The sequence below is a fragment of the Phaeodactylibacter xiamenensis genome (genome assembly GCF_965229835.1).
Lineage (GTDB): Bacteria > Bacteroidota > Bacteroidia > Chitinophagales > Saprospiraceae > Phaeodactylibacter > Phaeodactylibacter xiamenensis.
This window is the reverse complement of sequence record NZ_OZ245931.1, coordinates 1,941,155-1,963,352: the sequence shown is the minus strand read 5'-3', so window position 1 is coordinate 1,963,352 and position 22,198 is coordinate 1,941,155. Positions and strand designations below refer to the sequence as shown.

Below are 22,198 nucleotides of genomic sequence, written 5' to 3'. Positions count from 1 at the left end.
TACCCCAGAGCAAAATACAAAGTAATCCATGCCTCGGATGAGGAGACAACCAACCTTTTCCTGTTGCATACCGGCCAGGTAGAGTTAGCTGCTCAACCAATTTCCCAGCCTCGGGGTTATATCCTACAAAAATCTTACTACAGTGCCATCCACACCCACCTTTCAGCGGCTGCTAAGCCTGATCGACCCGCCGGCGCAGCATCACTTCATCACAGCCAACGGTATCCGTACCTCCTATCTGGAAGCCGGTGATGGGCCGGTGCTAGTCCTGTTGCACGGAGCCGGGGGCGGCGCTACAAGCTGGTACAAAGTCATTGGCCCGCTGTCCCGACATTTCCGGGTCATCGCTTTTGACAAGCCGGGCTACGGAGAATCAGACAAGCCCTGGGCGGACTACAGCAAGTCGTTTTATATCGATTGGCTGAAAGCGGCTTTGGATATACTGAGTGTCAGCCGTTGCTACCTGGCAGGCAGCTCACAGGGCGGCTCGGTGAGCATCGCCTTTGCCCTGCGCTTTCCCGATTACATCAGTAAAATGATCCTTGTAGATACAGCAGGGATGAGCGATGAATGGGACCGCCGCATTATTCCCCGTATGATCCTGTACCGGCTGTTCCCTACCCCGTTTTGGGGGCGTATGCTGGGTAGTAATGTGATGAAAGACCCGCTCGTAGCTGATCCGGCCTGGCACCAATATTCTATGGAGGTTATCCGGAAACCTGGTGGGCGCTATCCCTTTTTCCTGGGCCGGGGCAAAGCTGTGCAAACGTATTCAGATGAGGAGCTGAAAGCCGTACCAGTCCCTACCTTGATTATCTGGGGCGAGGACGAAGCGTTCTTTCCCATTGCCCACGGAGAGCGGGCTGCAGCGCTGATTCCTGATAGTCAGTTGGTCGTATTGCCGGGGGCGGGGCATTTGCCCTGGATGGAAAAGCCATCGGAGTTTGTTGAGGCGGTAAAGTTGTTTTTAGATTAAAAGTCACTCCCGAAACCGAATCTCCACCCGCCGGTTCTGCGCCCGGCCCTCAGCCGAGGCATTGTCCTGAAGAGGCTGCTCCGGGCCATAACCGGTAGCTTCCACCTGAGCAGGGGTACAGCCTTGTTGTAACAGGTAAGCTCTAGCAGCATCAGCCCGCCGTTGCGAAAGGGCCTTATTGTATTCCGCTCCGCCCTGATTATCCGTATGACCGGCGATTTCCACTGTAAGATCGTAATCTTGCACGAGTTGGGCAAGCCGGTTGAGCTCGGGGTGGGAAGCGGGGTCAATCGTGTGGCTGTCGGTCTCGAAAAAGAGGTTCCTGAGTGGCAGGGACAGCCCGGCCTCCCGGGCTTCGGGAATGCTGGGCACGGTGATATTTTCCTTTCTCTCCATTGTGCCCGTGGCATCCCGCAGATCAATATGGTTGCCGATAGGGTAGAGCTCTTCGCCGGTAACGGTGTAGCTGTAACGCTTCCCCACCGGCAGCGTGATAAAGTACTGTCCGGTCTGCGGGTCAGGGTGTACCCTGGCGACTTCTTCCCCGGTTTCGAGGTCATTGACGATGAGCAGGGCCTCCGCTGGTGCGCCGGACTGCCGGGTGAGGGTGCCGGTAACGGTGGCGACCGGTATGGGGCGGTGGGCTTCCGGTACACCTATTTCATACAACTCTTCTTTCCAGCCGGGTTCAAAACCGGAGAAGTAGGCGGTGCGCCCATCTGTACTGATGCGATAGCCCCAGTCGTAGCCGGGGCCATTGATGTCTTTGCCCAGATTGACGGGTGGGCTCCATTCGGTCCAGCCATCGCCAATCCGGCGGGTGACGAAGACGTCGAGTTCCCCAAAACCACCATGCCCGTCGGAGCTAAAGTAAAGGGTGCGCTGATCGGGATGGAGGAAAGGGCTGCGGTCTTCAAACGGGGTATTGAGGGTGGTGCCCAGATTGATGGGCGGCCCCCATTGCCCGTCGGCTTGCCGGTAGGCGACAAATAAGTCGATATTGTCCTCATTGCGTGCGCCAATGCAATCGATAGAGCGGGCAGCGAAGATCACCGCTTCCTCGTTGGCAGTGATCGCCGACATGCCCTGCCAGTCCGGGCGGCGGTCTTCCGGAAAGAAGGGCACCGAGGGCGACCACCCGTCAACGGTACGCTCGGTATACTCCACCACACCACCATCGTACATCAGGAGGGTGCTGGCATCGGGGGAGATGTTGAGAGGCGCTTCGTGGCTGCTTTGGGTATTGAGGGCGGTGATGGGCTGCGGGTAATTCCAACCTATCAGATTGCGATCGGCAAAGTAGATGTCTTCGTCCCCGTCGCGGTTGCGGCAAAAGTACATCCGCTGTCCATCGGCGCTGAGCACGGGGGCGTATTCCCCGTCAATGGAGTTGAGGGTATCGCCCAGGCTTCGGGGCGCAATGCCTTCGGAGGGCGCGCGGAGGATTTGCTGCAACTGCTGAATGCGCTCGTCTTTTTCCCCAAAGTAGCCGGCAAACTGTTCGACTTTGGCCAGGGCGCGTTCCCATTTTTGAGCTTCCACATCCCGGGCAATGTAATGCTGTAGGGCGAAGTAGGCTTTTTGGGTGGGCGCGCCAAGCTCAATGTACCGCTCAAAGGCATCCTTCCGGTCGTCCGTGAAACCCAGGTCAAGGTCGGGAGCCAGCTGAGCAACGGTAACGGCCCGTTTTAGGTTGAAGCTATCGGAATAGAACGGATAGCGGTTCTGGAACCCAATCAGGTCGCCCCAGTCGCCGGTGAAGTAGTGGTACAGGTAGATGACCCGCACGGTTTGGGGCAGGTCGCGGTGGTCGGCCTCACGGAGGATGTTTTCGGTTTTTGTAATCAGCGGAAATTCCGAAAGAGCCCGGCTGATGGGGGCATCGAGCAGGGGAGCGGCATCGGGGAAATCGCGGAGCAACCGGAAGAGGTCATTGAGATTGGTACTGTCCTGAGTGGTGAAGAATGCCTCAAATACGGCGCGTTCCAGTTGAGGCTGCAGGGAGGGCAGGTATTCCTTGAGCTGGGGGGCGAAGGTTTCTGCAAACGCCTTCAGGCTATCATACTGGCTTTCGGCCTGCAGCTCTTTGAAGCGGAGTTCCAAAAAGTACTTCGTACCCTCTGTGCGCAGCTCGTGGGAGAGGCGACCATAGTTATCGAGGTAATAGGCGACCCCTGCGCTGCTGCCATTGGCCTGATAATACTTTAGGCCCTCTTCCCGTATGTCCTGCTTCAGCTGATTGACCTGCTGCTCATCGTACCCCAGTTGCCCGGCTTTGCGCAGTTCCCGGTTGCTAAGCTTGCGGTACTGCCGTTGCCCTTCCCGCAGGTAATGATAGGCGGAGTCGGGCTGATAGCAGGGGCAGTCCGGGCTAAGGTACTGACGGGCGAGCTGAATGTAGGTCCAGGCCCGTTCTTCCGGTGCGGTATCCGGTGCAGACAGCTGTTGCTGCAGGTCTTCGGTTTCGGGCAGGCCAGATTGGGCAAAGGCCAAAATGGGCAATATCAAAAGGATTAGGGCAGTCAGTCGCATGTAAGGCAAGTCTTGCTGATAGAATCGTTCTCTTTATAAACGCTTTTCCGCCCTTTTTACTTTCTCCGTGGCCGAAATATTACGGATTTTCCCGGAAGGCGCAGATTTCTTACCTTCGGCAACAATGAGCAGACAAAAGAAATTCCGGGCTTTTGATGGGGTGTTTACGCCTTCCATTCTGACTATCCTTGGTGTGATCATGTACATGCGGATGGGCTGGGTGGTTGGTAATGCCGGGCTTTGGGGCTCGATTATCATCGTGGTCATTGCGCATGTGATTTCCTTTAGTACGGGGCTGAGCATCTCTTCCATCGCCACGGATAAGAAAGTAGGCGCAGGTGGAGTGTACTACGTCTTGTCGCGTAGTCTTGGGCTGCCGATTGGTGGGGCGATCGGTCTGACCTTGTTCGTGGGCACGGCTTTGAGCATTGCGCTGTACCTGGTGGGCTTTGCCGAGAGCTTCAATGCTTTCCTGGGGCTGAGTACCGATATCAATGGTATGCGGAGCACCGGGAGTTTATTCCTGTTCCTCCTGATGGTGCTGGCTTTCATTAGCACCTCTGTCGCTATCAAAACGCAGTTTTTTATCCTGGCGGCGATTTTAGCTTCCCTGGTGGTGATTTTTATGGGCGGCAGCCCGGCCGAAGCCGCTATTCCGGAAACGCTGGTCAGCGAAACAGTGCCTATGGAAACGGTTTTCGCCATCTTTTTTCCGGCGGTGACTGGCTTCACGGCAGGTATTGCGATGTCGGGAGATTTGGCTGACCCCAAGCGGGATATCCCCGTCGGTACAATTGCTGCTATCGTCGTGGGCTTCGTGGTGTACATTGCGCTGGCCATCTTTCTTTACAGCAACGTAGACCTGGAAGTCCTCCGGTCGGATTACAATATCTTGCGCAAAATATCGATTTGGGCCCCGGCGGTGATTGCCGGCATCTGGGGTGCAACGCTGTCTTCTGCTATTGGTGGCATTTTGGGTGCTCCCCGGATACTGCAGGCCATGTCGCTTGACCGGATTACGCCCCGCATTTTTGCTAAAGGTGCAGGGGCGGCCAATGAGCCCCGCAACGGGCTTATCCTCACCATCCTGATTGCGGAGGGCGGCATTCTAATCGGGGAATTGGACCTCATTGCCCGGATCGTCTCCATGTTCTATCTGGCGGCCTATGGCTTCATCAATATTGCCTTTTTTCTGGAAAGCTGGGCCAGTTCTGACTTTAAGCCATCTTTTCGCGTAAGCAAATGGATAGGGCTGGTGGGCTTCATGGCGACCTTTGCGGTTATGTTCAAGCTGGACATGCTGGCTATGGTGGCGGCGCTGGTGGTGATTGGGGGTGTATTTCTCTGGCTACAGCGCCGACAGGTAAGCCTGGGTACTGGCGATGTCTGGCAAAGTGTCTGGTCTACGGTCGTCAAATCGGGGCTCAAGCGCATGGAAGTTACAGAAGACCACAAACGGAACTGGAAGCCCAATATCATGCTCTTCAGCGGCAGCTCTGAGCAGCGCCCCCATTTGATCGAGTTTGGGAAGACGCTGGCTGGTCAGGTGGGGATGGTGACTAACTTCGACCTGGTGGAGAACCGGCAGTCCAAGGTGCTCTTCCCCAAGCATAAACAGAAAGTCAATGATGACCTCCTGCAAAAGTACGGCGTATTTGGGCGGCGCATTGAGGTCAGTAATGTATACAAAGGCATTGAGACGATAGCTACTACTTTTGGCTTTTCCGGGCTGGAGCCCAATACTGTGCTCATGGGCTGGGCCAAAAACACACAGGACCCCATCTGGTTTGCCCAAATGACCGAACGGCTGATCGACCTGGACTACAACGTGCTTTACCTGGACTATGACAAGCGCTGGGGCTTCCGAAAACGGGAGCAAATCGATATGTGGTGGCGGGGCATCAGCAATAATGCCGAGCTGATGCTGCACCTGGCCCGCTTCATCGGCGCCTCCAACGAATGGCGCAATGCCCGCGTCCGGGTGCTGCTGGTCAATGATTTTAATGTGGACCGGCGTATGATCGAGAAGCGCATTCAGGCGCTGCTGGATGAGTTTCGCGTGGAAGCCGAGATTAAGGTCATTAACAACGCACTGGACCGCACCCCTTTTTACGATCTGATGAAGACCATGTCAGCAGAGGCGGATTTGATCTTCATCGGCATTCCCAACATTCAAACCGGAACGGAAGCCACTTTCGTAAAGCAGACCAACGAACTGGTCGGGCTTATTGGCACTACGCTACTGGTCAAAGCATCGTCTACTTTTGAAACGACCGAGCTGGGCCTCAAAGATTTAGAACAGAAACAAATTTTTGAACCCGGAAAGAACCAGGCACTCGATGACCTGCAAATGCCCAAAGAAAGTCAGCTGGCGGAGGTGGTGCAGGCTCTGGATTCAGGCTTGGAAAAGGCTATGGATCAGCTATCAGCCCGGGCACTGGCGGTGTTACAGCAGCACTATCAGCAGTGGGTGACAGATCAGGAATCCGTTTTTAAGGCATTATTAGATTCGGCAGCGGAACACCAAGCCCTTTCTATACCTATGCTGGTCAGCCATTTGGAGGACCTTCGCGGGCGTTCCGCTGTTTTCCGGCATCAGGAACTGGACAGCCTGTCGCAGTTGCTTGCAGAAGCGCTGGAGCAGTATTTAACTTCCTGTGAGCAGGTTTTAGAAGCCTTGCCGCATCGTGTTCTACTGGAAAATGGCGCCGGGCGTGCAAAAAAAGTCAGGCTTAAGCGGCCTATTCTAAAATGGGCCCGCCGCCGAAACCAAATGGTCCTTCAGGAAGTCTTGCTGGATTTTGGGCAACTGAATGCCCGCCTGATGCTGGCTAGCCGGCAATTGGCCCGCAAACTTCACCAACAGCTGGAGCCAAAAAGTAACCGCCCGTTGGCAGTGTTGCTGGAAGAAGCCGCTACTCAGCTGGAGGAAGGTTTTGAACAACTCCGGCAGCAGGTGGAAGGGATGGTAGCGAAACCGCTCACCAGGCTCCGCAACGAAGACCGTGCCCTTTGCAATTCCCTTAGCCGTCAGGAACAGCCTGCTGAACTGAGCAAATGGCTAAAGCAGGAAAAACAAAAGTGGGGCAGAAGGTCTGCTAAATCGGCTGTAGAGGACATTGAAGCTTTCGGCGTTTCCTGGAAAAACAATCAGCAGCTGTTCCATCGCAATTTTGAAGTCAATCAGCAACTGACCCATACCGCGTTGTTGCTCCGCTCCGCCAAAACCGATGTACTGGACGCCCTCAGCGAGGTCTATGTAGGCGGGCTGACTGCACAAATGGCAAGCCTCAGTCGAGCCTGCCATACCTTAAAGACCCAACTGGAAAATGGGGCTACCGAAGCGCTGACCATGGCTCCTTTTCAGCGCGATGAAGAGGATTTGGACAATACAGAATCCGTACTCTGGCACTTTATGGAGCAAACCGGGCGCATCACCTCGCCGCTTCCGGTTGAAGTCGAGCTTATGGACCAGGCTACACGCCGTGACTTTAGAGCATTACAAACCAAAGGGCAGCCCCCACTGAAGTTATCCCTGCTGGAAATTGCCGACTACCTGGTCGACACGCAGTTTTCCCAAACGCTGGAGAACGGGCTCATCCGCCTGCGGCAGCAGTTGAACCCACTGAGCGGGCTGATTTTCAATATCGGGAGTTTACTCCACTACGGTGTGGATGCGGCTGAAGATGCGGAAAGTTATGAGGCCCTTTCCAGTATTCTGGATAAATCTGAGGAGCAACTCGCAGAGCTCGAACAGGAGGTGTCAGATGTATTCACGGCATTTCAGGCAGAATTGGAGGAACAATTTGAAGCCACGGAATCGGCACTGACTATTGATCATATCATAGCACAGGCAGAGGATTTATCTCAGTATGTACGCAAGGAAAGCCGCCGCCGCGGTATCGTCGCCTGGCGCCGCAAGCTGGAAGAGCGCGTAACGATGCATTGGGACCGGCTGCGGGAGTATGCTGCTCAAAAGCAGGAAGATGTGGCACAGGCTGCCATAGAGCGCCGGGAGCAAGCCCTGCGCAGTGACCGGGACCGGCTTCGGGTGTTTGCAAAATCCGTTGGCCCGGTTCAGGCTGTACGCGAAGCCTATCCTTATTATTACCGGCAGTTATTCTCGGGCAAGCACCTCAATCTACGGACCCGTTCGGAAAGCCGGGATGCGGAGTTGTTGCAGGTGCAGGAAGCCCTGGAAGACCGGAAGCAAGGGCCCGGTGGCGGTATTCTGATTACCGGGGAAGCACTAAGTGGCAAGAGCTACTTTTTGGAGTATGCCACACGGCAGATTTTCGGAGGCAGTTACCTGAAAGTCATTCCTCCGCAGGGCGGTGCCACCTCGCCCCGGGCTTTACAAAAAGCCTTTGAGCAGGCGACAGGGAAAAGAGGGGTGCTTTCGGCTTTATTGGCAGAAAGCCCGGACAGCACCGTATTTCTACTCGAAGATATTGAGCTGTGGTGGCAGCGCGGGGCAGATCAGGGGCAGGCCTTCGGGCAACTGCTGGAGGCGGTGCAGACTTTTGGAAAGCGCCATGTTTTCCTGTTGAGTTGTAATTTGAATACCCTGAAGGTGCTTCGGGCACAGAGCCCGGTGGATGAAGCCATGATTGCCACGGTTATCCTCCGGCCATTATCGCTTCAGCATTTGCGCGCTGCGGTTTGGGCCCGTCATAAGACCGGCGGAGTGCCTCTGTATATTGGTGGGCAATCCGAGGAGTTGGTGCGGATAAAGGCCTGGGATCAGTTGTTTGGCCGCCTGCACCGCCAAAGCGATGGGAATATTGGTATAGCGCTGCGCCTTTGGCTGGCCCATCTCAGAACTAATGGACAGGGCCGGAACAGGCTGGAAACCAAGATCCACCGCCCGGATTTTCCGGTTCTGGATGACGCCACATGGTACTTTATTCTGCTGCAGTTGTATTTGCACCGGGCGCTGACCCACCGGCGTTTTACCCGTTTGTTCGCTTCAGAAGGAGCAGATTGGGCAGGGAGCCGGATCAAAGAACTACAGCGCAGTCAGCTTTTGGTCCCCCACGAGCGTGAGGTGCTGGAGTTAAAGCCAGAGGTCCGATATTACCTGGGGCAGTTGTTCACCGAAAAAGGCATGCTATGATCCAATTGTCCACTTTGCCATTAGGGTTAGTGCTCATGCTTGGCCTGTTAGCCTTGCTGCTCCAGGCATTGCTGTACGCACTTAAAAAGTATGGGCTGCCTCTTGTGAAGAGCCGGCGGCAGCGGCAGCGCCTGGAGGGCTTGTTATTGAGAGCGGGCGTGGCCTTATGGCTGAGTTGGGCCGTTTTTGCATTTTACCGCCTGTTGCTGGCCTCCCCGGTTTTTGCACTGGCAACGATCATTTTGCTGATCGTGCTGGGCTGGCCCTGGTGGAAGGATTTCTACCCCGGGCTTTTGCTGCGGCTGGAAGGGGACCTGCGCCCCGGGGATTATCTGAGTTATGAAGGCCGGGCCTACAAAATTTTGCAGCTGCGTGGGAGAAGTGTGCAGCTGGCCGGAGAAGATGGTGGATTACTGGTGTTGCCTTATCATTTGATTCAGAAACCTGCAATTTACCGGTCGGTGGAAAAAACAGCACTCTCCCCGTTTTCCTTTGAGGTAACGTTGGAAGGCCCCAATGCCCAGCAGCGCCTGGAGCAATGGCTGGCCGCCTCACCCTGGACGGCACCGGCTTATCCGGCTAGCGTCGTACAGCTTGGGCCTGATACCTATCGCATCACTGCCTATGCACCAGACACCGATATTCAGGAGCGGCAGGAGGCTTATATCCGGCAGCAAATCGAAGGGTAACGATTTTTTCGTTACAAAAACGATATTTTAGTTGATATAACGAAAGTTTCGTTGTATACTTGTCCTATGAGACAATTGAACGAAAAAGAAGAAGCTGTCATGCAGGCGCTTTGGAAGCTAAAGCGGGCCTTTCTGAAAGAAATAGTAGCGGAGCTTCCACCGCCACCGCCACCAGTTACCACGGTTTCCTCCATGGTGCGCAAGTTGGAGGGGGAAGGTTTCATTGGGCATGAAGCCTTTGGGAAAAGCAACCGCTATTATCCGGCCGTGAGCAAGCAGGAGTACCGGAGCAAAGCCTTCCGGCACCTGATGACCTCCTATTTTGAAAGTTCTGCGGAGGCCTTGCTGTCCCATTTCGTACAGGAGGAGGAAGTTTCCTACGGTGAGTTGGAAGCCCTGCTTGACAAGATCAAAAAACAAGAGGATCATGATACCCAGTAGCGTCACGCAGTATTTACTGGAGTCCAGTATTTGTCTGGCGCTGTTTTACGCGCTCTATTACTTTTTACTCCGCCGCGAAACCTTTTTTCAGTTCAACCGGGCGTACCTGTTGCTGATGCCCGCGGTGTCTCTTGCTATACCTTTACTTCACATTGAGCAGGCCTCAGCTCCTTCCTCTATTGCGGGGGAGGTGCTGTTGCCAATGGTGCGGGAAGCACAGTCAACGAAGTTGCAAATTTACGGGCAGCTGGCTTCCCCAACGCCTGCTTTTGCCCTGAGCCTGGCTGATATTTTGCTGGGGCTTTATATGGCGGGAGCCTTATTCATGCTTGGCCGGCTCAGTATGCGTTTGTTTGCACTACGGGGGCTGATCCGGCGCAGCCGGCGGGAGCAAAAAGAACGTTATACTTTGCTGACGCCCGACCGGGACATTCCGGCCAGCAGTTTTTTTAGTTACGTATTTTGGAAAGGCGAAGTCCTGCCTGAAGCCAAGCGTATTATCCTTGAGCACGAACTGGTACACGTCCGGCAGCGGCACAGCCTGGATGTACTGCTGATGGAATGTTATCTGATATTGAAGTGGTTCAATCCACTGGTCTATGCCTACCGCACAGCGCTTCAGCAGGTACATGAATATATAGCGGATGCTTACGTGTCGCGGGAAATAGGCAGCCGCCATACCTACGCACAGTTTCTGGCCCTGCAGCGTATGGGGCACAGTTGTCATCCACTAGCCAATACTTTTGCCGCTCATCTGAGAAGCCGGTTGCAAATGCTGGCACAACGGTCTTCGGCTCCGTGGCGGGCGGTGAAGTACCTGTCGGTGCTGCCTGTTACAGGATTATTGGTGTTGCTGTTTGCATTCAATTTATCAGAACAACTTCCCGGAGGGGGCTTCGAACGGGCAGGTCAGGCGGTGGATGCCTTTGCCCGGCAGGACGTGTTTACCGCCTGGGGCGAACAACCGGAAGAAATGGCGGACGCCCTGGCCTGGGGACCTTATCGGTTGCCATTATTCAGCCCGGCGCAGCTCAGTGGTACGGACAATGCTCTGTCAGCTACCTTTCTGACTCCCGCTGCCCTGCGTGCCCTGAGCACTGAGCGCTTCGAGTTGGTGCTGGGGGAGCAGGTGTTGTGGCGCAATAAGACGCAGGCCTTGCTTTACAGGGGCAGTCAGCTGGTCCATTCCTTTTCGGTAAAGGGCAGGCTAAATGACTGCTGGCCAGCCGGGGTTGGCATGGAGGAGGATTTGGTACTCGTTTTGGCGGTGGAAGATGCCTGGGGGCGCCTGAGTTGCGGTATTATTGGTTTGGGTAAGGTGTATTCTGATGATCTCCGGATGGCTATGATGGAGGCAGGAGTGTACGCTATGATGGAGGTTGCTGACCCCAAGACGGAAGGCAAGAAGACCGAACTTTGTGTGGCTTTAGCTGATGAGAATATCCGGAAAATCAATACCCACCATCCCTGGGAAAGCAGCCCCTACCGGTTGCAACTGGGACAGGAATTACTGGGTGTGCAATGGTACAATCATCCGTTTGCCAGTACTGCCGGAACGATCATTCAGGAGGTTGAGCCAGGTCGATTGGCGAGGATAAAAAACACATCTTTTCAGATTACCAAAGGAGGGCAGGGCCTGGATGTTGAACAGCTGTGTGTAAACCTCATCAAAAAAAGCGGGCCTGACCGGATTTTGGAAGCGGCTTCGCCCGGTGAAGTTCAGGAAATCTGGAGGCAGGCAACGGCAGCCTTAAGCGAAGGAGATCAGTTGCACCTTCTTGCCCGTACCACAGATGAAAAAGCGTTCTACACCAGCCTGGGTGTCGGCATTTCACCGGAGCCCGGGCGGGTCTTTCAGGACGGGTTATTCAGTGAACGCTATGGCGAGTTCTCCCGCCGTAAAGTCGATCAGCTGCCCCGGCCAAAAGCATGGCTGCGCCGTTCCGGCACTGAAATCCAATGGGGGGATTACCACTGGGTTCTCCGGCAGCGGGACGGGCGGGCGAGTGAAGCGGTTCGTTACCTCCCGGCAGAAGCATTGACAGCCTTGTCGACGGCAGCGTGGTCGGCTACTTTTAATGGCGAAGCGGTGGGTACGGATAGTCTGATGTTGTGGAGTTATGACCGGTCAGATGAAGGTATGAAGTTTATGCCTTTGTTCTCCGAAACCGGGCAGCACAGGCTAAGAGTAGCTGCTCAGCGCACAGATGCCTTCGAGCTACAAGTGGTCTTTGGTTTAGACAACGGCGCCGACCGTGGGCGGCTTATTTTAAAAATCAACCAGGAACGGCCGATTGCAGCCGAAGCCGATACGCTCCGGCTGAAGCCATCTCTTGACCCTTTTCAGTTTGTTTACCGGCCGGGAGCGCCTACCCTCATCCGTTTGGATACGAGTGTGGCCCAGCACCGTTGGATGTACGAACAGTATGCCAATGATCCAAATGTCAATGTGTTGCCTATCCCCGGCTTTCGTACTGTAGAGCGCTTGCGCCGGGAAGGGGAGGCTGTAGTCCCTGAGCCGGAAATTAACAGAGTGGAACTGTTGCATGCGACGTATATTGATACGGATACCATACCGGAGTATTATGAGTTGTACGATAAGGCAATGACCTTTCATTGGCGTGGGCTGAGCGGCACCCGGAGTAATGAGGTGCAGTCCCTGCACGCCTTTCAGCATGCCACTGAGGATGGGATGCTGCTGGAAATTGGAGGTTTGGAGTACCCGGTGCTGCAATTCGAGTTGGTCATCATACCGGAAGACGGGAAGGGCGTGACGCTGAAATCTAAGTCTGCGGAGAATGCCACAGTGCAACAACACCTTGCTGACCTTAAGCCAAACAGTAGCTTATTCCTGACGGATATGGTCATTCAGGATACCGATGGGCAGCAAAAACGCCTGCCCGTCACCTTTAGTTTTAATTTAAAGTAGTGATGCAATGAAAAGAAGCTTTGTAGCCATGACCTCCATCTTGTTGATGGTGGGCTGTCAAACTACACCGGAAACCGAAGCGCCTTCGCTGAGCCCAACGGAGCAGTGGCAACTGGGCTGGCGTATGATCGTCAGTACTCTTGAGGAAGACTTTAGTACTGCTGCTCAGCAGTTTGATTCGCTTCGGGCCTATTCGGACACCGTAGAGTTACGGTTTTTAATTGCCGGATTGGAGGTACTGGAGAATCTTGGACAAGTGGAAAAACGGGATTCCATTCTGGCGTTGCAGTCAGAGCATACCTGGAGTACATTTTGCAAAAAGGGGTTATACCTTGAACAAAAGCCTAACCCTATTCCGTGTACGAGGGAGGATCAGCAACCTCAGGATACCGTGCTTCAGCGGCAACTGATCGCGATGGAAGTGCGGGACCAATTGGCGCGCGGCAATGTGCAAGACTATCTGATAGAAACGTTTAGTATTGATACTTCCGGTATGAGCTATGCGGATGGGGTAGAGGTGGATGCAGAAAACCGGGAAGCGCTAAAGGCAATCATTGAAGCGCACGGTTTTCCCACGGCCGAGCAGGTGGGGGAGGAAGGCATGCACGCTGTTTTCATCCTTATTCAGCATGCAGACCGGGACCCGGAATGGCAAAAGGCCCAACTGCCTTACATTGAAGCAGCGGTAAAAAATGGCGGCCTGGATGGTCAGGATTATGCTTACCTGTACGACCGGATTCAGGTCAATGCGGGAAAACCCCAGCGCTACGGTACGCAGTTTTCAAAAGTTGATCCGGCCACCAAAACCATCGAACTGGCAGCGGTCGAAGACCCGGACAACCTCAACCAACGCCGGATGGAAGTAGGTATGATGCCGATCGAGTCCTATCGTGCGCTGGTACTGAGCCGTTTTCAATAATTTATTATCGATAAAAACCATTTACCATGAGAAATCACCTGACTTTATTATTCCTTTTCTTGTTTACAATTTGTGCTCAAGCTCAGGAAAACCAGATGCCCGTTACCATAAAGGCAGACTCCCTCCGGCAGGCAGGGGATTTGGCGGAAGCCATCGCCCTATACCGGGAGGGCTATGAGCAGGATGCGGACGATTTTACGAATACGTACAACATGGCTTGTGCTTATGCCCTACTTAATAATCGGGATTCGGCATTCTACTTTTTGGAGCAAGCGTTGCCCTCTGATTCCACTGTGCTGATGATGCGCGACCCCGATCTCGTTTTCCTGTACGAAGATGACCGCTATCAGGCGCTGGCGGAAAAGCAGATGGAGAAAGTGCAAGCCGTGCACGGAAAGTACCAAAAACCCGAGCTGGCCCGTACGCTGTGGCGCATGATGCAAACCGATCAGGCTTTTTACGGGCATACCCGGGTAGCAGAAGGGAAGCTGGGCCGCCGCAATATAATGACACCGGCAATCTGGGAACTTAAACACCGCATCAACGAAGAGAATCAGGAAGCTTTGGTTGAAATTATAGAAGACAATGGCTGGCCCTTGCGTTCGCAGGTGGGCGGTACAGCTGCTTCTGCTGCTTTCCTGGTCATTCAGCACGCGGATTATGAGCTGCAAAAGCGCTACCTGCCCATGATTGAAGCGGCCTGCAAAGAGGGGGAGGCAAGCTGGTCGAGCTACGCGCTGATGTACGACCGCATACAGACCCGGGAAGATAAGCCTCAGAAGTATGGTTCTCAGGTACGGTTCAATCCGGAAACAGAAACCTACGAGCCTTTTCCTATTCTGGAGCCGGAATATGTAAATCAGCGGCGCGCAGAAGTTGGACTGGGCCCGATTGAGAATTACCTCAGCCGTTGGGATATCGACTGGGAGGTGGAGCAAAAGACGAAGTAGTCCTTTTAGGATTGGCGGAAAGCTTCAAAAGCTTCCATAAACCGGATGAGCGCTGGCAGAGAAAAGCGAAGTTTGTTGCTGTCCCAGTCTGAAAAGGTAGCGTTCAGGTCTTTATCCCATCGTACCTTGTCGTGACTGATGGCGTTGCGCAGCAGTTCCAGCACAAAGCTCAGCGTCATCGGCTTCCTGGAGAGGGAAGGGTGGAGGTTGAGGATTTCGAAGTCCGCCCAATCAGTAGCCATCATTTTTTTAAGCACAGACTTTTTGGGCTTGTTCCGTTTGAGGCGTTCCCAGGGGCGGGCGATTTGCCCGTAGAGTTGTTGCTGGAGGAACGCAGGGGTTAGGAGCTGCGCCTGGCCGGGGGGCACATCGGAGTGGGTATTCCAAAACTCGGCGAGGGTTTGGTTGGGGTGCTCCTGCAGGGCTTTTTGAAAAAAGGTCAGGAGCAAAAAAGTAGAGGGAGAAGCATTTTTATCAGCCATATCGCGAAGGTAACAAATCTACGTTTTTAGCTGATCGATGAGAAGATCCCAGGCATCTTCGAACGGTAGGATTTCCACTTCATGGTTGTAGACCGCCCGTTCTGTACCATGGTCACTTAGTTTTTTCAAGTGAGCTTTTGCCTTTCGGACCGCCGCAGCATGATGAAAGCCTGATTTCGGAAGTTCAAGCAAGGCCTTTAAAAAACAGTTAGCTCTGTAAAGATCGTTGTCCTTGTGCAGGTGGCGATAACAATACATGGAGATGGCTTCAATCCGGTCAATAGCTTTGAGGTGTTTATCATCAGCTATAAGAATGAGGATCTGGGCAACCAATATGGCAATATTGTACCCTTTTTTATCTTGCTGAACGGTTGTAGTGCTATTCAGAAACTTTTGAAACCGGAACCGGTTGATTGCCTGTAAGTCTTCAACACTTTTACTGGTAACCTGATCAATGGAGAGCAGGAAGTACAGGTAAGCTTCATAAATGTTCCAAACCTGTTGGTCCCGTTCTGGAAGTGTACGGAACTTTCGGTGTTTACGAGCGGAGGCAAACAGGTCAAATGCCTTTGAGTATTCCTTACAATGAAGCGCCAGATGAACCTGAATGCGAAGGGTGTTAAACCAGTTTCTGGTCCCTGGTTTATGCAACTTTAAGCTTTCTTCGCTAACCTGCCAGCCTGTATCGTACTGTTTGAGCTGTATGCACCCAATAAGGATAAAAGACCTAAGTGTCGTAAGCCCCCGGTGGTACTCAAAAGGCTTGGATTTAAAAAACTCGATACCATATTGGCATACATTTATGACCGATGCATAGTCGCGTTGCAGCATATAGCCTGAAGCCTGGACCAGGCGGGTGTAAAAATGGAAAAAGCAGGATTCATAATTGGATAGGAGAGGGGCAAGCTCCTTTCCATAAATAAGAGCCTGTTTGCCCAGGTCCCTACGGCTTAGAGAGGTGTTTATAAATTTCAACCGAATATCTTCATAGTACCCCAGCGCCAGATTTTCTGCCTGCTCTAAAGCATAAAATGTCTGGAATTCTTGCTGCAGCTCCGCATACTTTTTCTCATCCCCATCCACATTGGCACATTCGTGCTTAATAATCTTTAATAAAGATCTGCAGATAGCTGTGGCTTCATATTTCCTTGCTCTGATTAGTAGCTTCTCCGCCATTCTGGACGCAATTCGTAGTAAGCCAAAGTGTTGTAAAAGCTGGATGGCACAGTGTTCTCTTTCCAACTGAATAATGGCACGGCTATGAGGTGGGAACCGGGGATGCCCTTCATTGACAAAAAGAAGGGTATTTAGCAGCTTTTTTTTGAAGAGGCTTTTAAACTTTCGGAATCTGGGGGCAGAGGGCGTGCTATTGAATAAGTAGGCGGCTGCTTCCGTATCCGTCTTTAATTCCTGCTGGCTTACTTTTTCAAAAAAGGCAGCGTAGCGGCTCTCGTTGCCTTCATTGGTTAGAACATCGACCTGCTGCATTCGGTGTGCCTGTAGAAAATCTACAACGGGTTTTATATCTCTCATTAGTAATATACAGGTTATAAGCTCTTTGAATAATTCTGTATGCAGGTGAGTTATTGACAATAATATTTGGCTTTAGTTCAGGATTGCTGGGGTTTAAAAAGGAGTTTAGTGTAATTTGGTAGGATTATTTCGCGAGGTTCGGAGAGGACCATATAAAAAAATGTATAAGCCGATGGTTTTTATAAGTAATTGATTATTAGTTTTTTGTGAAAATCAAACCTGTGAGATAGTTTGTTTTTTCCTTTCACAGAGGCGGTTTCGTTGTTAGTGCAAATCGAAGGCAGGCCCCATATCTTTGTAATGTACTTAGAAAGAAAAGAAAGCAAATAAGCACTACAGAAAATCTTTGCCGGCAACATCCGGTTCGCTACCGGTTCCTTAAACCAATTTCAGAATCAGACCGAGGTATACCTCTCTTGGTATCCTGATCGTCGCAAAGCAACCTGTTATGCCTGTTATTACACTCGTGATTGCCCTGATCATGGGCTTCACACCAATTGACAACTACAACGCAGAGGATGGAACTACCGAAAATGAGCAAACGCACATTATTGATGAGGACATTCTCGGACTATAAGAATTTGTATTAACCATTTCTAATCATTTTCTAAATCCATTTTATCATGAAAATCCAGAACCTCACCAGCAACGCAAAGCGTAACAACCGTATTGTAGCCGCTGGCTGCAATTGTAACTGCTGCTGCTGTATCCAGATCGGTGGCAAGCGCAAGGTTAAGAACGGAGAGTAATCTTCGGCGTACAGCGATGCTAAAGGAGCAGGGCAATTGCCCAAGCAGGCAATTGCTCACTCCTTCCCTCTGGATTTATGAAAAAACTGAATGACTATGGAAAAGTTTCACGTTATTCCCGGACCTGATGAACAATATCAGGTTCGTACCCGAAATGAGCTATTCACGGTCACTTTTGATGAGCCGGAAAAGCGTGCCATATTCGAATCTATAAAAGAGCGGTACGAAAAGCCCAAACAAGGGTTCTCACTATTTCCTAACCGCTGGCTGAGCAAACTGGAAAAAGAGTATGGAAAAGAACGGGTGTTCACTGTGCTGGAAGAGCTGCGGGATTTTAATTTGCTGCCTGCTGCACTGTATAAGTACCTGGAGCCCGGAGCACAGGGGGTGTCTGAGGAGCAGGAAGCTCCGTACGTGTTGTCTCAGGTGAGGCTGGGGCTTATTGGTACAGGTACTGTACTTGAACTTTTTGAACAGCAAGCCAAGCCTATTGCATTCAGGTCGGTGGCGAAGCTGTCTACCGAAAAGCCTTTTAGTAAGCAACAGTTGGAGGACTTTTTGAGTGAAGTGGACTTTTTTATCGCAGAGGCTTCAGCCTGGAACCCTACTCAGTTCAAGGTCATCAACAAAGTAGCCATCGCGCAGAACAAGCCCTGGCTGTATATTGAAGGGCTCAATCTGGACCAGATCAAAATAGGCCCCATTTTCTACGGGAAAGAGACAGGCTGCTATAATTGCCTGATCAAGCGGATCAAAAGCAATAAGGAAGAAGCCGTACTGGCCTGCGACAGCATCTATGAGGACTACCTGGAAAAAACGGGCGAAGCGGCAAAACCAGACTATGCCCTTTATCCCCAGTCCCTCATTCACAGCACAACCGGCTCACTCGCGCTAATGGAAGTCATAAAATTCTTCAAGTACTGGTCAGTACCTGCCCTATGGCGAAACTACATTGTTTTGGATGTCAATAGCCTTCAGGTTACTTCACACCGGCTTCTGAAGGTACCGACCTGCGAGGTCTGCAAGCCGAAACTGGAATACAATTCTTCACCTTGGTTAGAATCCATAAGCTTACGCCATGAATAGTACGATCACAACTTTAAACCGCGGATATCAGATGATTTCCGGAGAATTAGGTTTGCTTTCCCACATTACTAAATTACCCACCATGAATGCCGACCCCAACCTCGTCGCATTCGGTATCTGGCCTTGTGACACCAGTGTGTTCAGCCAGGAAAAATTTGGAGGACGAAGCAGTGGCTGTGGCGCCAGTTGGGAACATGCCGTGCTCACTACAATCGGAGAAACCATCGAGCGTTACTGCCCCTCTATTTACAACCTTGAAGAGGCCACCTTTGCTTCTTACCGGGAGTTAGGCAAACCGGCAGTGCACCCCAGTGAATACGCCTTGTTTCACGAAGAGCAATACAAGTTTTATGAGGAAGATGGCTACCAAATGTACCGTTTCACGGAAGACCGCAAGCTCCATTGGTTTCCATGCAAGGACCTAACAACCGGTAAGGAGTCTTATGTACCAGGCGCATTCATTTATTTGCCCTGGACGGGCGAGGACGAGTGGATCAATATCAACACCTCCACAGGGCTGGCCGCCCACTCTGACTTTTACCGTGCCATTCTGCTGGGGCTGTACGAATGCATTGAGAGGGATAGCTTCACGATGACCTGGGCGCACAATATGTTCAGGGAGAAGATCCGTATCACGGGAGAAATTCAGGACTACCTGGATAACCTGTTCCCAACCTCCTACGAGTGGCACTTTTTTGACATCAACTACGACTTGGGAGTGCCTGCCGTGTTTGGGATTTGTTTTGGACAGGCCGATTTTGGCCCCTTTGTAGCGGTTGGCACCTCGGCAAGGGGCACCTACGGCGAGGCTTTCAAGAAGGTAACTCAGGAGATAGGGCAGGCTGTATCTTACTTCCGCTACCTGCTGGCCGAAAAAAAGGACTGGCATCCTACGGACGATTTCAACGAGATTCAAAACTTTGAAGATCACTCCATTTTCTACCTCAAGCGTCCCGAATTGCAGCACGCATTCGATCCCTGGCGGAATGCAAAGCCAACAAAGAAGATCGACTTGCACGAACCTGCGCCCGAAGGAGGAACTAAGGCTGAATTACAAAAGCTTTTGAAGCTGTTTCGGCGAAAAGGGTACAACGTATTGGTCCGTGACCTTACCCTGCCAGATGTGCGGGATTGTGGGTACTATGCTACCAGTACTTTCGTCCCTCAACTCCTGCAAATGAATGGTGCCTATCCATTCTACTTTTTGGGTGGGAAACGTCTATACGAAGTGCCGAAAGCACTTGGGTTATCCAACCGGGACTATCACAGCCTGAATAAGTTTCCTCATCCCTTTCCGTAAACCTGAAAACCTAAATTGACCATGCTCACACTAGAAGCCATAAAAGCAAAGTACAGGAAACGCGATGCATCACTGTATGCAAGTGAAGAGTACCTCAACTCCCTGGCACTGCTTTACCATGACAATTCCAAGTTTGCCTCCTGGGACTTAATGCGGCAGGGGCAGCTGGCAGAACAGATGAACAACCCCTACATTAATGAGCGGGCAAGTAAGCCTTATAAGGTACATCCGGGGACTCAATTTTTCAGTTTTGAGCCCTACGAAGCTGTGGAGGTGAATCTTTATCCGGATGCCCATTTGTTTGAATTGCAGCGCCACCGCCGCAGTGTGCGGAAGTTTCAACCCTATAGCATTTCCATGAATGAGCTTTACCACCTGCTGCATCATGCCTACGGGATTACTGCTCGTCAGGCTGGAGAAGGGGAGGCTGCTGGAAATTCAGAATGGAGCTGGCGCACTGTCCCGTCAGCCGGTGGATTATACCCGCTTGAGCTCTATGTGGTTGTGCTTGATGGGCAAATACCTAAGGGCTTGTACCATTACTGCCCGGAGCGCAATGGCTTGGAACTGCTTAGCCAAAAGGTTGATGCAGCAGCAATAGAGCAAGCCACATCCGCAAGTAGTTTCGTAGATGCTTTCAAGGCTAGTGCAGTGGTTCTTACAACGGCTGTATTTGAACGCACCTTTATCAAGTATCGGGAGCGTGCCTACCGTTTCATCCTCCAGGAATGTGGCAGCGTAAGCCAAAACCTGAGCCTAAACGCTGAGGCGCTGGGGCTGGGTAGCTGCCTGCTGGGCGGGTTTATGGACGAGTCTGTTAATGACCTGCTTGGCGTTGATGGTGTTTTTGAATCCATTTTAAGTGTACAATACATCGGAAAAAATGAAAACGACAACAATACTTAACTGTGAACGCCTTTCCTACCAGGTTCGGGGCAAAACGCTACTCAACGATGTAGGGTTTACCATCGAGCCCGGGCAGAGAGTGGCTATATTGGGGCACAATGGGGCTGGGAAGTCTACTTTAATTGACCTCCTCACCCATGCGCTGGAACCGGATACGGGATCCGTCTCGATATTCGGGCAGCCCTTTCAAAAAATCGACCGGCAACGGATCGGTGTTGTTTTTGATCGGTTGCAAGCGTTCGTTTTGCTGAAGGTCAAAGAAGTCATCCGGTATTTCAGAACGATCTATGGGTTGCCGGGCGCGCTGCCGGAACCAGAACTTTTGGAAGCGGTCCAGTTGAAGGATCACCTGGATAAGCAGATACGCTATCTGTCTAAGGGCGAACGCAAAAAGGTTTGGGTACTGCTCGCCTTAATGCATAATCCTGAATTTCTCATACTGGATGAAGCGACCAGCGAACTGGATCCGTTCAGCCGAAGGAGAGTCTGGGATAAGGGGATTCTGTCCAATCCCGACCGGACGGTACTTTTTACCACTCACTCCTGGGAAGAAGCGCAGGAACATGCGGATAGCATCATATTCCTTAGCAAAGGGGTGATGCCCATGCCTATGATTTCGACCAACCGGTTGCTTTCTGAGGAATACCTGCCTTTCGACCGGAAGGTTGTCGTTCGCCATGAGCCTGCACTGACTGCATTCCTTGAAGAGCAGCAAGCAACGTTTTACGAAGAGGATGAGCAGCTGCATATCCTGCCCTCCAACCTTGATGAACTGCTCGGGCGGATAGCGAGGTTGACCTCCAGCTACTCCATCATGAATACCAGTCTAATGGACGTCTATGCTTTATCCACTAAAAAACTTACGGTATGAAAACCTTTACTGCAACCATATATTACCGGTTAGTTACAGATTTCCGGGTGTCTCAGGCCGTCTTCTTCACCCTTGTTTTTCCAGTGTTCCTTTTCCTGATTTTTTCTATGATTTGGGGAGGAGCGGAAGACCCCGCCTATGTATCTTTTCTAATCACGGGCATTCTTGGGGCTACGCTGGCCAGCGAAGGCATGTTTGCCATCGGAGAGGTGGTCAAGGAGTACTACGAGTACAACATGATCCGATACTTTAGGGTGTTGCCAACGAGTACAGTCAGCCACTTTGCAAGCCTCGCTGTGAGTCGCTCCTTGTTCATTGTCATGATGGCGTTGCTCATGTTTGCTTTGGCTTTTGTCTTGTACGGCTACACGTTTACGCTTTCAGAACTGGCATACATAGGACTTGGCAGCGTTGTGGGGATGCTTTGTTTCGCTGCCCTGGGCCTAGTGCTCAGCTTCTCAAATATCCGGGTCCGGGTATCAAACGGGTTACTCAATTTCATCTTCTTTTTGCTGATTTTTTTGAGCAATGCCTATTATCCGCTCAGAGAGGTTAACCCCTCCCTTAACCGGATCGCTGATTTGTTGCCGCTAAACCATGTGCTAAACGTCATTCGAGGTGAGTTTCTCACGGTGAGCCTGATTTACTGTGGCGTAAGCATTGTAGTGTACTTTGCATTATTCCGTTACCTGTTTCATCACTATCAGCTAAAACGATAA

The 22,198-nt window shown here is 52.0% G+C and carries 17 protein-coding genes; 13 read left to right on the top strand and 4 right to left on the bottom strand.

Annotated features, from left to right (window positions below):
• The first annotated feature begins 142 nt into the window (after window positions 1-142).
• Window positions 143-976, top strand: a complete 834-nt coding sequence (locus ACO08I_RS07210) for an alpha/beta fold hydrolase (protein ID WP_421948919.1) — start codon at window positions 143-145, stop codon at window positions 974-976.
• A 3-nt stretch (window positions 977-979) separates the two neighbouring features.
• Here the strand turns inward: ACO08I_RS07210 and ACO08I_RS07205 are convergent, their stop codons facing one another.
• On the bottom strand, window positions 980-3,508 hold the full coding sequence (locus ACO08I_RS07205) for an OmpA family protein (RefSeq protein WP_421948918.1): 2,529 nt from the start codon (window positions 3,506-3,508) through the stop codon (window positions 980-982).
• 124 nt (window positions 3,509-3,632) lie between these two features.
• Here ACO08I_RS07205 and ACO08I_RS07200 point away from each other — a divergent pair, with 124 nt between their 5' ends.
• From ACO08I_RS07200 to ACO08I_RS07175, 6 genes are all read left to right on the top strand, one after another.
• A complete protein-coding gene (locus tag ACO08I_RS07200) occupies window positions 3,633-8,624 on the top strand; it encodes a hypothetical protein (RefSeq protein ID WP_421948917.1) in 4,992 nt (1,663 codons plus the stop codon).
• On the top strand, window positions 8,621-9,313 hold the full coding sequence (locus ACO08I_RS07195; RefSeq protein WP_421948916.1) for a hypothetical protein: 693 nt from the start codon (window positions 8,621-8,623) through the stop codon (window positions 9,311-9,313). The genes ACO08I_RS07200 and ACO08I_RS07195 overlap by 4 nt, the downstream gene beginning before the upstream one ends.
• Window positions 9,314-9,379: 66 nt before the next feature.
• On the top strand, window positions 9,380-9,754 hold the full coding sequence (locus tag ACO08I_RS07190) for a BlaI/MecI/CopY family transcriptional regulator (RefSeq protein WP_044229401.1): 375 nt from the start codon (window positions 9,380-9,382) through the stop codon (window positions 9,752-9,754).
• Window positions 9,741-12,683, top strand: a complete 2,943-nt coding sequence (locus ACO08I_RS07185; protein WP_421948915.1) for a M56 family metallopeptidase — start codon at window positions 9,741-9,743, stop codon at window positions 12,681-12,683. Before ACO08I_RS07190 ends, ACO08I_RS07185 begins: the two co-directional genes overlap by 14 nt.
• Before the next feature lie 7 nt (window positions 12,684-12,690).
• Window positions 12,691-13,602 carry a DUF6624 domain-containing protein gene (locus ACO08I_RS07180; protein ID WP_421948914.1) on the top strand — a complete coding sequence of 304 codons (912 nt, stop codon included), beginning with the start codon at window positions 12,691-12,693 and terminating at the stop codon, window positions 13,600-13,602.
• A gap of 26 nt (window positions 13,603-13,628) precedes the next feature.
• On the top strand, window positions 13,629-14,552 hold the full coding sequence (locus ACO08I_RS07175; protein ID WP_421948913.1) for a DUF6624 domain-containing protein: 924 nt from the start codon (window positions 13,629-13,631) through the stop codon (window positions 14,550-14,552).
• Window positions 14,553-14,557: 5 nt separating this feature from the next.
• On the opposite strand, the gene ACO08I_RS07170 is transcribed toward ACO08I_RS07175, so the two are convergent.
• Both ACO08I_RS07170 and ACO08I_RS07165 read right to left on the bottom strand, forming a co-directional pair.
• A complete protein-coding gene (locus tag ACO08I_RS07170; RefSeq protein WP_421948912.1) occupies window positions 14,558-15,034 on the bottom strand; it encodes a hypothetical protein in 477 nt (158 codons plus the stop codon).
• A gap of 18 nt (window positions 15,035-15,052) precedes the next feature.
• A complete protein-coding gene (locus tag ACO08I_RS07165) occupies window positions 15,053-16,276 on the bottom strand; it encodes a hypothetical protein (protein WP_421948911.1) in 1,224 nt (407 codons plus the stop codon).
• A 739-nt stretch (window positions 16,277-17,015) separates the two neighbouring features.
• Between ACO08I_RS07165 and ACO08I_RS07160 the strand changes: the two genes are divergently transcribed.
• Window positions 17,016-17,144: a hypothetical protein gene (locus tag ACO08I_RS07160; RefSeq protein WP_282783865.1), complete on the top strand. Its 129-nt coding sequence runs from the start codon at window positions 17,016-17,018 to the stop codon at window positions 17,142-17,144.
• Window positions 17,145-17,163: 19 nt separating this feature from the next.
• On the opposite strand, the gene ACO08I_RS07155 is transcribed toward ACO08I_RS07160, so the two are convergent.
• On the bottom strand, window positions 17,164-17,376 hold the full coding sequence (locus tag ACO08I_RS07155; protein WP_282783866.1) for a hypothetical protein: 213 nt from the start codon (window positions 17,374-17,376) through the stop codon (window positions 17,164-17,166).
• 36 nt (window positions 17,377-17,412) lie between these two features.
• On the opposite strand from ACO08I_RS07155, the gene ACO08I_RS07150 reads away from it, so the two are divergent.
• Genes ACO08I_RS07150 through ACO08I_RS07130 form a run of 5 tightly spaced genes read left to right on the top strand, consistent with a single transcriptional unit; the run spans window position 17,413 to window position 22,198 of the window.
• Window positions 17,413-18,402, top strand: coding sequence for a TOMM precursor leader peptide-binding protein (locus ACO08I_RS07150; protein ID WP_282783868.1), 990 nt, complete (start codon window positions 17,413-17,415; stop codon window positions 18,400-18,402).
• A complete protein-coding gene (locus ACO08I_RS07145; protein WP_282783869.1) occupies window positions 18,395-19,702 on the top strand; it encodes a YcaO-like family protein in 1,308 nt (435 codons plus the stop codon). The genes ACO08I_RS07150 and ACO08I_RS07145 overlap by 8 nt, the downstream gene beginning before the upstream one ends.
• A gap of 21 nt (window positions 19,703-19,723) precedes the next feature.
• A complete protein-coding gene (locus ACO08I_RS07140; RefSeq protein ID WP_282783871.1) occupies window positions 19,724-20,608 on the top strand; it encodes a SagB/ThcOx family dehydrogenase in 885 nt (294 codons plus the stop codon).
• A complete protein-coding gene (locus ACO08I_RS07135) occupies window positions 20,586-21,479 on the top strand; it encodes an ABC transporter ATP-binding protein (RefSeq protein WP_282783872.1) in 894 nt (297 codons plus the stop codon). The genes ACO08I_RS07140 and ACO08I_RS07135 overlap by 23 nt, the downstream gene beginning before the upstream one ends.
• Complete coding sequence (locus tag ACO08I_RS07130) at window positions 21,476-22,198, top strand: ABC transporter permease (protein ID WP_282783874.1); 723 nt, start codon at window positions 21,476-21,478, stop codon at window positions 22,196-22,198. The genes ACO08I_RS07135 and ACO08I_RS07130 overlap by 4 nt, the downstream gene beginning before the upstream one ends.